Genomic DNA, 12,154 nt, shown 5'->3' on the forward strand with positions numbered 1-12,154 from the left:
CCTGATCGACCGCCGCGTTGCTGAAGGCGGTTCGGATCGTCTGATCGAGCGCCGTGTTGCTGAAGGTGGTTCGGATCGTCTGCTCGAACGCCGCGTTGCTGAAGGTGGTTCGGATCGTCTGATCGAGCGCCGCGTTGCATGAATCTACTGCATGACCGCAACACCCATGAAAAAGCCCGGCCTGATCAGCCGGGCTTTTTTGCATTCAGCCGTCGCTTATTGCGCGGTTTTCAGCTTGACCACGTCACCGGAGATGGTGGTGGTGTAGCCGGTCAGAACCCAGGCCCAGAACCAGTTTTCCTGAACCTGCGTGTTGATCATTGCATCGCCGCCCTTGGCTTGGATGGCCGCGTTTTGCGCGCGCACAAATCGGCTGTTCTGGCGGATAGGGATGATGCCAAACAGCAGCAGGCCGGTGGCCGATGCTTCGCTGTGGCCAACCACGGTGTATTGGTTGCTGTCGTAATGGGCGGTTTTCATCGGGGCGCCGGTGCAACCTGCCAGAACCACACCGAACAGTGCGGCGGCGACTACTTTGCTGAGGTATTTCACAGTAAAACTCCATGGGGGAACGCCCGGGATCCGTCTCTCGGGCGGCGCGCATTCTAACCAAAATGATGGCTCATTGGCATCAATCTTCTTTGTATTTACTTGAACCCGTTCGCTGGCCCGCCGTCGGCGATGTCGCATACCATGGCGCCACTTCAATAAAGACAGACACCCGCCTCCATGTTCAAAGCCAGTCTGCGTAGCCATCTCACCCTGTGGTTCGGCGGTTTGTCCCTGCTGACGTTATTGAGCGTCGGCTTTTATGTCGGTCATATCGCCACCGAACAAATGAAGCAGGCCAGCGGCAACGCCTTGCTGAACACGGCGCGCGCGGCGGCGACGTTATTGGGTGAGCAACTGCGCGAGCGGCAACTGGAGGTCTATCTGCTCAGTCGCGCGCCGCATCTGGAGCGTGGCGATCTGGACAATCCAGCCATCCTCAAGTCGATGCAGTTGCGTACCCAGGCGCGCGCCGAATATGCGTGGATGGGCGTCACCGACGCCGAGGGCAACGTTCGCCAGGCGGTCAATGATCTGCTGGTCGGTCAATCAGTACAAAAACGCCCGTGGTTCCAGATCGGCCTGCGCCGGCAATACACCGGCGATCCCCACGAAGCAGTGTTGCTGGCCAAGTTGTTGCCGGGCCTGCCCAACGGCGAGCCGCTGCGCTTCATCGATTTTGCCGCGCCAATCCACAATGCCGAAGGACAGGTGATCGGCGTGCTGGGTGCACATGCGCACTGGAGTTGGGTGACGCGCATCGTCGAGTCGGCGGCGTTTTCACACAAGAACTCGGCACCGGATATCCAGGCGCTGATCGTCGACCACGATGGCAAGGTGCTCTACCCCGAAGCGCTGATGGGCCAACAGCTGGCGATCGGCGGTTCGGTATTGCCGGGCTGGACGGCGGCCAACGGTTACCTGACCAGCATGGTCACCGTGCCGACGCCATCGGGCACGGCGCTATCATGGTCGATCGCCATTCGCCAGCCATTGGAGACTGCGCTGCAACCGGCGCGGATGCTGCAATACGAATTGCTGATCCTCGGCGTTTTCGCTGCAATCGTTTTCGGTCTCGTGGCTTATTACCTGGCGCTGTACCTGAGCCGGCCGATCGAACAACTCGCGCACTCGGCCAAACAGGTGCAGAACAACCAGTCCGGCGCGCAGTTCCAGCTCCAGCATCCGGTACTGGAAATCGCCCAGCTCGGCCAGTCCATCGACGCAATGACACAGTCACTGCTCGGCAAGGAGCGCGAACTGCAAGAAGCCAACGCCTCGCTGGAAGACACCGTGGCACAACGCACCGCCGCACTCACCGAGGCCAACGCCGAGCTGCTGAGCCTGGCCACTCACGACGGCCTGACCGGCGTTTACAACCGTCGCCGGTTTGACGAAAAAATCACTGACTACTCGCTGCTGTCCCGACGCACCGGACGCCCGTTTGCCCTGCTGCTGATCGATGCCGACCGCTTCAAACGCATCAATGACAGCCACGGCCACGCGGTCGGTGACGAGGTCCTGCAACAACTGGCGACCTTGATCCAGAACAGCGTACGCAGCACCGATTTCGTCGCCCGCTACGGCGGCGAAGAGTTCGCCGTACTGCTGCCGGAAGTCGCGCAACCCGACACCCCGGAAGTCGTCGCGGAAAAGATTCGCGCAGCGGTGGCCGAAGCGCAGTTTCCCGGCGTCGGCAACGTTACCGTGAGTATTGGCCTCGGCCTGGCAGATCCGGCAGACAACAACCATACGACGCTGATCAAACGTGCCGATCAGCAGCTGTATCAGGCGAAGGCTGCGGGGCGCAATCAGGTTGCGTTTCATGCCCAGTGAGACAGGCGTATATCAACCAGAGACAGGTCGGCCGGCCGGCCTCGCTGGTCAGCCAACTCCCACAGGGATGGGGTAAAAGCGGAAATATGGGCCGTTTGGAGAACCGCTTTCGCGAGCAGGCTCGTTCCCACAGGGAAGAAAGCGGTGCCGCCGTTAATACCCGGTCATTTCCAGATAGCCCTGGCCAGGATGGCTGCCGTCAATCTTCACCGGCCCCTCCCAATACGGAATACGCAAATCCATCCAGGCATTGCGGTTGATCGCGTCAACGCTGATATCGAGTTGCTTGTCGGGAATGCGGATCGACCATTTCACCGGCATCGGCCGATCAGCCACCTTGGCCGTATCCTGCGGCACTAGGCTGATCTGCTCGCTGTGCAATGTCTGAATCTGCCCGTCAGCGGCGATCCAGGTGCCGGTCAGATAAGGCGCGCCGTCCTTCTGCCGCATGCGGTAAAGCATCACATGTTCGCCGCTGTCCAGATGCAGCGAGAACCAGTCCCAGCCAGTTTGATTGGCGGTGAGTGGCTGACTGCTCCACTCGCGATCGAGCCACGCCGGGCCGCTGACGCTGTAGGTCTGGCCGTCGATCTGCAGCGTGCCGCTGGCCTGGAAAAATGGCTGGCTGTAGTAATACGAGGCCTGACCTTCTTCGGATTTCTGGCTGAAACCGTTGTCGCCTTGCAGCACCAGCGGGCGGCTGGAGGTGAGGCGCAGTTGATAAGCGAAATTCTTGTCACGAGCACTGAGTTGCATATCGCGCAACGGATCCTGCGCCTGACTGGCAAACATCCAGTCATCGATCCACGCTTCGAACGGCGCCAGGCGCACGCCGGCCTGGCCTACTCCGCCCCGGGCGTAGCGCTCGGCGGCGTGGTGCACCGAGGGCGAAGTGACCGCCGCATGGCCCAGCCAGATCGTTTGGTTGCCCCAACCGGCCTGCTCCGCGACGGGTTTCAGGGCGCTGCGAAACAGCGTCCATTGCACGCCGAAATCATTGCCCTGCTGATCCTTGAGATTGGCGGTGACGTACCACCACTCGATGCGAAAACCATCATGCGCGCCGTGATCGGCGGGGAAGCTGAATACCCGACCGGGCACCACCGGGGTGAACGATTGCGCCTGATCGCCCATGCCGGCAAAACCCTTCTCCTCGGGTGCAGGCTGATCGCAGCCACCGAGCAGCAGCGCAATCATCAGCACGAGCCATTTAGTCCTCATGGGCAAACGTCCTCAGCAAGTCCGCCGGTTGTGTGCGGTACAGCGAATACAGCGGCCATGCCGAAGCCAACAGAGTCGCCAGCAAGGCCAGGCCCATCAGTTGCAACAACTGCAACGGAAACACCCGCAACGGCAAGCGCCAGCCGAATGCCTGCACATTGATCACCGCATCCAGGCACCACGCCAAAGCAATGCCCAGCGGCAGCGCCAACAGCAACGTCAATACGGCGAGCAGCCAGGTCTGGCCGAGGTTGAGCAGCATCAATTGTTTGCGCGTCACGCCCAGCGCCCACAGCGGTGCGAGTTGACTGAGACGACTCTGGCTCTGGGTCAGCAGACTGATGAACAGCGCCACGCCAGCCACGGCCAAGGTCAGGCTGTTCAACGCCGCCGTCGCGGCAAATGTGCGTTCGAAGACCTGCACCGACCAGCCCTTGAGCCGCGCCTGATCGACGATGCGGTTGTCATCCAGCTCAAAGCGCGCCTGCAAGGCGTTGAGCAGCGCCGGAATCTGCGCTGGGTCGATTCGCAAATTGAAGCGGTTGGGCGTGAGTTGCGGCCAGCCGCGCAACAGGTGCTCGCTGCTGATCAGCACGTGCCCCTTCGGATTGCCGTAGTCAGCGTAGATGCCGACGATACGCGGCGACCACGTGCCGTTTGGCGTGGGAATGTTCAGATGCTCGCCCGGCCGCAACTTGAGGCGTCGTGCCAGTTGTTCGCTGAGCATCACCGCATCATCCGTGGCCAGTTTGCCCCACGGATCGCTGCCACTGCTGTCGAGCAACGGCCAATGCTGGCGATAGTACGAGTGGTCGATGATGCCGTAGACATCGGCCGGCCAGCCTTGCAGCGTCACCGAAACCTGCCAGTTGGGCAGCACCGCGGTCACGTTGGGCTGCTGCTTGAGCCAATTGTGCATCTCGCGGGCCTGCGCCGGATTGGCCGGGTTGATGTACAACTCGGCGCTCAGGCGTTGTTCGAGCCAGTCGTTGAAGGTCTGGCGAAAACCGGCGGTCATGCTGCCGGCGCCGATATTGGCGGCGAGCGCCAGCAGCAGCGCCATCAGCGCCAGACTCAGGGCTGGCAGTTGCTGGCGGCAGTCGGCGAGAAACCACTGGCCGAGCACCGACCGACTACGCCCGAGCAACGGGTTCAACAACGCGCTGAGCAGCACCGGCAAGGCCAGCGCGGCACCGAGCAACAGCCCGGCCATCAGCACGAAACCGCTGCTCAGGCTGTCGCCCCAGATCAGCGCCGCCAGCGCAATTGTCAGCAGCGCTGTCGCCAGCCAACCCTGTCGGCGCAACCAGCGCGAATACTGTTGATGCCACGCCTGCGGATCGGCCACCGCCAGCAATGGCAGGCGCGCCGCCCGCAGCAGACTGTTGGCCCCGGCCAGCAAAGCGCCGAGCAGACTCAGACCGATGCCGCTGAACCACCACCAGGGACTCAAACGCAACTGCCCCGCCACTTCCGCGCCATACAGACCGCGCAGGCTGGCGGCGACGTCCGGCAGCAGCACGCTGGCCAGCCAATAGCCGCTGATCACACCGAACAATCCACCGATCAGCGCCAGCACACCCAGTTCAACCACCAGACACGCGATCAGCATTCGTGCACTGACGCCACAGGCACGCAACGTGCGCAGCAAGCCTCGGCGCTGTTCCAGAGCGAGGCCGATGGCAGCGTGGACGATGAACAGGCCGACCAGAAACGAGAGAAATCCCAAAGCATCGAGATTGAGATGAAAGCTCTCGGTCAGCCGCGCGAGATTGTTTTCTTCGCCGCTGCTCTTGAGCTGCAAGCGATCGGTGAAACTCGCTGGTAATTCCTGATGAAAGTCCTTGGGCAGCAGCAATCGCGACAATTGCTCGGGTTGGTCGAGCAGTCTTTGCGCTGCGCCGATGTCGACCAGTAACAGGCCCGGCGCCATGTCCTTCTGCGCGAGCAGCGGCGGCAGGGTTTGGCCGTTCACGGTTCGCGGTGTATCGCCTTCGCGCAAGCCGAGCATTTGCATCGTGTCCGGGGAAATCCAGGTGCTGCCCGGCGGGCTGAAAAATTCGACGATGCGCTCGATCGGCATCGCCTGCCCGGCTACTGCGGAATCCGACGGCAGCGACACCGGCTCGATGCCCATCACTTGAATCCGCTGGTCTTCGTGGCCCTTGAGCGTCAGCCGGCCCTGCAACACCGGCGACACCGGCCAGCCCTGACGGCGCAATTCGATAAACCAGCGCTGGGGAAAGAGTGCCCCATTTGGCGTGCTCAGGCTGGCCTGTGGTTCACCGCCGATCATCTGGCTGGCCCGCGCGTAGCTGTCGCGCGCCTGACTGTTCAGCGCCTCGACGCCAGTGAGCAGACTGGTGGCCAGCCACAGCCCGGTCAGCACACTGAAAAACTGCACGGGATGGCGCCGCCAGTGGCTGAGCAGCGCGCGCAGGGTTTGCCGCCAGATCATCAGGCGACCCGTCCGTTCGACAACACCACGCGCTGAGCCAGACGCGCCGCAACGCGCTGACTGTGAGTGACCATCAACAAAGTCGTCGGCGTGTCATCGAGCAATTCCAGCAACAGCCGCAGCACCTCATCGCTGGTCGCTTCATCGAGGCTGCCGGTGGGTTCATCGGCCAACAGCAGTTTCGGCTGCGAAGCCAATGCGCGGCCCAATGCGACTCGTTGCTGCTGGCCGCCAGAGAGTTGCTCGGGATACCGCGAGAGCAGATCGCCCAGACCCAGACGCTGCACCAGATGCGCTTGCCAGCGCGGCTCATGGCGCCCGGCGAGGCGCGCCTGAAAGGCAAGGTTGTCTTCCACGCGCAGGCTGCCGATCAGGTTGAACTGCTGAAACACCAGACCGATTTCCGTGCGCCGCCAGTTCGCCAGTTGCGCTTCGCTCATGGCTTCCAGGCGATGTTCGCCGCTGCGAATGCTGCCGCTGTCGACCTTGTCCAGCCCCGCCACCAGATGCAGCAGCGTGCTTTTGCCACTGCCCGACTCGCCCATCAGCGCGAGGCTGCCACCGGCCTCCAGCGTCAGGTCGACGCCTTGCAGCACCGACAACAATCCCTGTGGCGTGGCATAGCTTTTGAAAACGTCGCGAACTTCAAGCATGGGCAAACCCGATCAGTGAACCTGGGCCTAGGATAGCGGCCCTGAATGGTTTTTGTCCGCTGATGATCATCGCCAACGCCGGGGCGCGCCATACGCTGCTGGCTGTTCGGCCATAACGATAAAAAAACCGGAGACACCCATGCCCCGTTTCATCCTGAGCCCGCGCGGCCTGCTGACCTGCCTGATCACCGCTTGCCTGAGCCAACCGTTGCTCGCTGCTGACGGTCCGGTGGCGCCGAGCATGCAAACCGCCGCAAGCAACGCTGCCGTCCTGCAAACCCTGCCTTTCAGCGACCGCACCGATTTCGAATCCGTCAGCAAAGGCTTGATCGCACCGTTCAAGGACCAGATCAAGGATGCCGCCGGCAAGGTCATCTGGAACGTCAATGCCTATGATTTCCTCGCTAAAGACAAGGCGCCGGAATCGGTCAATCCGAGCCTGTGGCGACTGGCACAGCTCAATGCCCACGCCGGTCTGTTCGAGGTCAGCCCCAAGCTGTATCAGGTACGCGGTCTCGACCTGGCCAACATGACCATCATCGAAGGTGACGACGGGCTGATCATCATCGATCCGCTGACCATGGCCGAAACCGCCAGGACGGCGCTGGATCTGTACTACGCCCATCGCCCGCGCAAACCCGTCGTCGCGGTGATCTACAGCCACACTCATGTCGATCATTTCGGCGGCGTGCGCGGGGTGATCGACGAGGCCGATGTCAAGTCCGGCAAGGTCAAGGTGTATGCGCCAGCGGGCTTCATGGAACACGTGATGAGCGAGAACGTCATGGCCGGAAACGCCATGAGCCGCCGCGCGCAGTACCAGTTCGGCAGCCTGTTGCCGCGCAGTGAAAAAGGTCAGGTCGATGCTGGCCTCGGCAAGAGCGCGCCCAGCGGTGGCACGGTCACACTGATCGCGCCTACCGATCTGATTGCCGAGCCGTTGGAAACCCGCACCATCGCTGGCCTGCAAGTCGAATTCCAGCTGACCCCAGGCACCGAAGCGCCCGCGGAAATGAACCTTTATCTACCGCAGCTGAAAGCCTTGTGCATGGCCGAAAACGCCACGCAGATGATGCACAACATCCTCACCCCGCGCGGTGCGCAGGTGCGTGACGCCAAAGCCTGGTCGCAATATCTCGATGACAGCCTGGCGCGCTATGGTGACAAGGCGGACGTGCTGTTCGCCCAACACAACTGGCCGACCTGGGGTGGTGAGCGCATTCGTACTTTGCTCGCCGATCAGCGTGACATGTACGCCTTCATCAACGACCGCACCCTGCACTTGCTCAACCAGGGCCTGACGCCGCTGGAAATTGCCGAAACAATCAAGAAACTGCCCGGCTCACTCGATCAGAAGTGGTACACCCGTGGCTATTACGGCTCGCTGAGTTTCAATACGCGCGCGGTGTATCAGCGCTACATGGGTTTCTACGACGGCAACCCGGCCAACCTCAATCCGCTGCCCCCGGTCGATGCAGCTAAACGCTCGGTCGAGGCCATGGGGGGTGCCGCGTCGGTGCTGGAGAAAATGCGCAGTGCGATGGCCAGCGCTGACTACCGATGGGCCGCGCAGTTGGGCAACCAGTTGCTGTTCGCCGATCCGGACAACGCGGATGCCCGCAACGCTCAAGCCGAGACGCTGGAGCAGTTGGGTTATCAAAGCGAGAACGCCACCTGGCGCAACATGTACCTGACCGGTGCGATGGAACTGCGCAACGGCGTACCACCGCAGTCTGCCAATACCGTATCGGTGGACATGGTCCGGGCGATGAGTCCGGAAATGTTCTTCGACTACCTCGCGGTACGCCTGGACAGCGACAAAGCCGTGGCCCATGACCTGACGCTGAACTGGACGTTCGACGATGTGCAAAGGGATTTCACCCTGACCCTGCGCAATGGCGTGCTGACTCACCGCGCCGGCTTGAATCCGGCGGCGGATGCGAGCGTCAGCCTGAGCCGCGACACGCTGGAGAAAATCAGCCTGAAGCAATTGGACTTTCCGACAGCGATGCAAAAAGGACTGGTGAAGTTGCAGGGCAATGGTCAGAAATTCGGATTATTGATGGGCAGCCTGGATACGTTCGGGCCGCAGTTCAATATCGTCACGCCGTAAGTCAAAAGCCCCTCACCCTAGCCCTCTCCCGGAGGGAGAGGGGACCGACCGAGTTGCATGTACGAGATACGCCGACGTGGGATAACGAGTTGAATGCAATTTTGAATAACACGCACATCAGCTCCCATGATTCATAAGCCCCCTTCCCGGAGGGAGAGGGGACTGACCGTGTTGGATGTACGAGATACGCCGACGTGGGATACCGAGTTGAACTCAGATTCCGAACGCCATGAAGATCGGCTCCCTTTCCCCCTCGCCCCCTTGGGGGAGAGGGCTGGGGTGAGGGGGTAAATCTTGCTGGCACCCTAAATAACGATCAATCACCTCAATCCCTGCTTTCAACAAACCTGCCCCGGATTCAACCGAAACTGCTTCGGCGTAATCCCGAACTGTTTGCGAAACGCGCGGATAAAGTTGCTCGGCTGGCGATAACCCAGCCGCTCAGCTATCCGTTCGATCGGTTGATCACCCGCCGTCAGCCAGTGCCGCGCCATTGTCAGATTGTCCTCACGCGCAGGTGCGCGAGTTTCAGCGTGCCAGTGACGCAGCATGCTCTGGTGCAGAAACGGGTTGGCGCCAAGCAAGACCTGATCGAGGCTATATCTCGGCAAGGTCAGGCACAGATGTTCGCCCTGCTCCACCGCGATACCCACTCCACGCAGCCAGCCACCGGCCAATTGCGCCGGGCGCAGGCTGACACTCACAAACAAATCTCCAGGCGCCCCGCCGAGTCGACGGGCAATGTTGCGCACCAGCGTTATCGCCGCCGCATCCAGGGCGAAATGATGGAGCTGCCCCTGCAGCGAACGCAGGCGCAAATGAGCCACGTCGCCCGCCTCGACCAGTTCCATCGCAACGTAATTGATCACCCTTGGCAAGCAGTCGATGAAGCACTTCAGACTGGCCCGCAAGGTCGCGGACGAGTCGAGCAGGATATTCAGTCCTTGCAGGCAATCGGTCGCCATCCCGTCGGCCAGTTCGCAGCCAAACGTCGGCGCTACCCCTGACCGTTCACACTCACGCCACAACCGTTCAACCGCTTGTGCGGCGATCAATTGATGCTGTCCGGCAAGCACAGACGGGCAGATCCCCACGCGCGCCATCAAGCGTTGCGGGCACAGCCCGGACTGGCGAGCATGCGCGAGAATCGTGCGGGTGAACGCGCTGGAGGCGAACAGAGGCTGAGACATGAAGGCGGCCATCGAAGAACAGGCGTGTACTTATGCCAGCGGACGTGCTATCGATCCAATGCATTAAAAGTATTCGCAAAATGCAGGAGACGCATGATGGATCTTCGCCAGCTTCGCCACTTGGTCGCCCTCGCTGATTACCGCAACTTCGGTCGCGCCGCCGAGGCGATCAACCTCAGCCAACCGGCGTTCAGCCGCAGCATCCAGACTCTGGAGCGTGACCTTGACTGCGAGCTGGTCGAGCGCAGCAGCCGTGAGTTTCGCCTGACCGGGCAAGGCCAACTGGTGCTGCAACATGCGCGGCGCCTGCTCGCTGGCAGTCAGGCGCTGCACAACGAATTGACGCAATACAACGGCCTCACCGGCGGCGAACTGCAATTCGGTTGCGGCCCGTATCCGGCGCAGGTGCTGGTGCCGGAAGCGCTGGCCGACTTCATTGATGCGCATCCGGCGATTCGCACGCGGTTTCATCAGGGCGACTGGCAGCAATTGACGCTGTGGTTGCGCGAGCAGCAGATCGAGTTTTTCGTCGCGGACGCGCGGCACTTTGTCAGCGATCCGCAGTATCAGGTGCACCTGCTGCGCACGCGGCCGGGACGGTTTTTCTGTCGCGCCGGCCATCCGCTCCTCGCGCAACGAGCCCTGCGATTGCGCGTCCTGCTCGATTACCCGATCGTCGGCACGCGCATTCCTCCGATGATCCGCAAGGTACTCGCCGATATCCTCGGTGAGCAGGACTTCACCCCGAGCGTCGAGTGCGCACAATTTGACGCGATCCAGCGCGTAGTGCTGCGCTCCGACGCGGTGGGGCTGGCCACGCTTGAGGCCTTGCGTGAACAACTTGATCGCGGCCTGATCGAGCTGCTCGACTTTGTCGACGTCCCCCATGACGAGCCGGCGCTGCAACTGGGTTATGGCATCGTCAGCCGCGCCGGTTTTACCCTGACGCCAGCAGCGCGGGCGATGATCGAGGCGATCCTCAGCGTCGATCAGCGTTTGCTGGCCGCTAACGGAGCGACGGGAGACGCGCGCACAACATGAGCAAAATTCATCCGCAGCCCGTCAACGCTTTTTACGCGCCGACCCTGCTTCCGGCCATTGAAGAATTGCTCGCGCGCGGCATTAGCCAAGGCGCAATCGAAGCACAACTGCGCCGCAGCCTGTTCGATCTGCGCACGCCGTTCACGCGCATGCCGCTGCTGATGTCACGGCGCTTCTGGGCGTTTGCCGTGGAACAGAGCGGCGATCCACTGATCGGTCTGGCGGCGGGTGAACGTTTCGTTTCGACGGCCACCAATGGGCTGACCTATCTGTTCGATGTCGCCGTGTCGCTGGAACGTGCCTGTGCGTTTTTCGCCGAGTACTTTGCGTTTTTCAACGGACATTTCCGTGTGCAAATCCTGCGTGAAGATGACGGCGTAACACTGCGTCTGGTCGAAGCCGGCAGTCTTGGTGCTCCGGCGGCGCTGACCGATTACATCCTCGTCAGCCTGTGCAGTCTGGTGCGGCGCAAGTTGCTCGCCAGCGGCGTGCCCGATGATCCGGTGCTGGGTGTGGCACTGGCATCGGCAAGCCGCGAGGAACATGCATCGGCGTTGCGCACCCCGGTGAGCGCAGAGCAGTCATGCGCGGCGATTCATCTGGATCCTCAGCTGTTCGTGATGCCGTTGACACCGGGTAATCCGGGATTGGAAACAACGCTTGTCGATCTGCTGGAGCAGACCCGCCGCCTCAGTGAATCGACCTTGCTCGGACAGCTCAGCGATTATCTGATCGAAGAGCTGGCTTCAGCGGATTGGCAGCAGTTCTGTGCTACACAGCATGTGCTTGAGCGCACGGCGGCAAGGCGCTTGAAGGCGTTGGGCTGGACTTTCAGCGAACTGCTCGATGAGCATCGGCGCTATCGGGCCGAGGACCTGTTGCAGTCCGGGGCGCTGGAGCTGGTCGAAGTGGCGGATCGGTTGGGTTACAGCGATGTGCAGGGATTCAACCGGGCTTTCGCGCGCTGGCTGGGGTGCGCGCCTGGGGAGTATCGCGCGCGGTGGCTGAAGCTTTGAATTGGCTGGTGTCAGTGCTGGCCCCATCGCTGGCAAGCCAGCTCCCACAGAGGCCAGTGCTGACACAGGATTTGTGA

The 12,154-nt window shown here is 61.7% G+C and carries 9 protein-coding genes and 1 pseudogene; 5 read left to right on the forward strand and 5 right to left on the reverse strand.

Annotated elements, in window-relative coordinates:
- Positions 1-142, forward strand: a pseudogene (locus tag F8N49_RS28470) (phage infection protein); the annotation flags it as partial.
- A gap of 74 nt (positions 143-216) precedes the next feature.
- Here F8N49_RS28470 and F8N49_RS19485 read toward each other — a convergent pair.
- Positions 217-552, reverse strand: coding sequence for a hypothetical protein (locus tag F8N49_RS19485; protein WP_024013386.1), 336 nt, complete (start codon positions 550-552; stop codon positions 217-219).
- Positions 553-729: 177 nt separating this feature from the next.
- Between F8N49_RS19485 and F8N49_RS19490 the strand changes: the two genes are divergently transcribed.
- A complete protein-coding gene (locus F8N49_RS19490; RefSeq protein WP_151552180.1) occupies positions 730-2,385 on the forward strand; it encodes a diguanylate cyclase in 1,656 nt (551 codons plus the stop codon).
- 153 nt (positions 2,386-2,538) lie between these two features.
- Here the strand turns inward: F8N49_RS19490 and F8N49_RS19495 are convergent, their stop codons facing one another.
- From F8N49_RS19495 to F8N49_RS19505, 3 genes are read right to left on the reverse strand one after another with little or no spacing between them, the layout of a single operon-like run.
- Positions 2,539-3,606, reverse strand: coding sequence for a lipocalin-like domain-containing protein (locus F8N49_RS19495; protein ID WP_122700578.1), 1,068 nt, complete (start codon positions 3,604-3,606; stop codon positions 2,539-2,541).
- Positions 3,596-6,064, reverse strand: coding sequence for an ABC transporter permease (locus F8N49_RS19500; protein WP_372241040.1), 2,469 nt, complete (start codon positions 6,062-6,064; stop codon positions 3,596-3,598). Before F8N49_RS19500 ends, F8N49_RS19495 begins: the two co-directional genes overlap by 11 nt.
- The gene (locus tag F8N49_RS19505) at positions 6,064-6,717 is read right to left on the reverse strand and encodes an ABC transporter ATP-binding protein (RefSeq protein ID WP_071171776.1); all 654 of its coding nucleotides are present in this window, start codon (positions 6,715-6,717) and stop codon (positions 6,064-6,066) included. The genes F8N49_RS19500 and F8N49_RS19505 overlap by 1 nt, the downstream gene beginning before the upstream one ends.
- Before the next feature lie 139 nt (positions 6,718-6,856).
- Between F8N49_RS19505 and F8N49_RS19510 the strand changes: the two genes are divergently transcribed.
- Positions 6,857-8,830: an alkyl/aryl-sulfatase gene (locus F8N49_RS19510; protein WP_151552184.1), complete on the forward strand. Its 1,974-nt coding sequence runs from the start codon at positions 6,857-6,859 to the stop codon at positions 8,828-8,830.
- 338 nt (positions 8,831-9,168) lie between these two features.
- On the opposite strand, the gene F8N49_RS19515 is transcribed toward F8N49_RS19510, so the two are convergent.
- Positions 9,169-10,020: an AraC family transcriptional regulator gene (locus F8N49_RS19515; protein ID WP_071171811.1), complete on the reverse strand. Its 852-nt coding sequence runs from the start codon at positions 10,018-10,020 to the stop codon at positions 9,169-9,171.
- A 96-nt stretch (positions 10,021-10,116) separates the two neighbouring features.
- Between F8N49_RS19515 and F8N49_RS19520 the strand changes: the two genes are divergently transcribed.
- Both F8N49_RS19520 and F8N49_RS19525 read left to right on the forward strand, forming a co-directional pair.
- A complete protein-coding gene (locus tag F8N49_RS19520) occupies positions 10,117-11,061 on the forward strand; it encodes a LysR family transcriptional regulator (RefSeq protein WP_071171810.1) in 945 nt (314 codons plus the stop codon).
- On the forward strand, positions 11,058-12,077 hold the full coding sequence (locus F8N49_RS19525) for an AraC family transcriptional regulator (protein ID WP_122747240.1): 1,020 nt from the start codon (positions 11,058-11,060) through the stop codon (positions 12,075-12,077). The genes F8N49_RS19520 and F8N49_RS19525 overlap by 4 nt, the downstream gene beginning before the upstream one ends.
- The last annotated feature ends 77 nt before the right edge of the window (positions 12,078-12,154 follow it).

Source organism: Pseudomonas sp. GXM4 (genome assembly GCF_008923895.1).
Lineage (GTDB): Bacteria > Pseudomonadota > Gammaproteobacteria > Pseudomonadales > Pseudomonadaceae > Aquipseudomonas > Aquipseudomonas atacamensis.

Bases quoted from the DNA above. Each gene is read 5' to 3' on its own strand.
- F8N49_RS19500 (WP_372241040.1), bottom strand. From the start codon at position 6,064: ATGATCTGGCGGCAAACCCTGCGCGCGCTGCTCAGCCACTGGCGGCGC.
- F8N49_RS19505 (WP_071171776.1), bottom strand. From the start codon at position 6,717: ATGCTTGAAGTTCGCGACGTTTTCAAAAGCTATGCCACGCCACAGGGA.
- F8N49_RS19495 (WP_122700578.1), bottom strand. From the start codon at position 3,606: ATGAGGACTAAATGGCTCGTGCTGATGATTGCGCTGCTGCTCGGTGGC.
- F8N49_RS19520 (WP_071171810.1), top strand. From the start codon at position 10,117: ATGGATCTTCGCCAGCTTCGCCACTTGGTCGCCCTCGCTGATTACCGC.
- F8N49_RS19510 (WP_151552184.1), top strand. From the start codon at position 6,857: ATGCCCCGTTTCATCCTGAGCCCGCGCGGCCTGCTGACCTGCCTGATC.
- F8N49_RS19525 (WP_122747240.1), top strand. From the start codon at position 11,058: ATGAGCAAAATTCATCCGCAGCCCGTCAACGCTTTTTACGCGCCGACC.
- F8N49_RS19490 (WP_151552180.1), top strand. From the start codon at position 730: ATGTTCAAAGCCAGTCTGCGTAGCCATCTCACCCTGTGGTTCGGCGGT.
- F8N49_RS19515 (WP_071171811.1), bottom strand. From the start codon at position 10,020: ATGTCTCAGCCTCTGTTCGCCTCCAGCGCGTTCACCCGCACGATTCTC.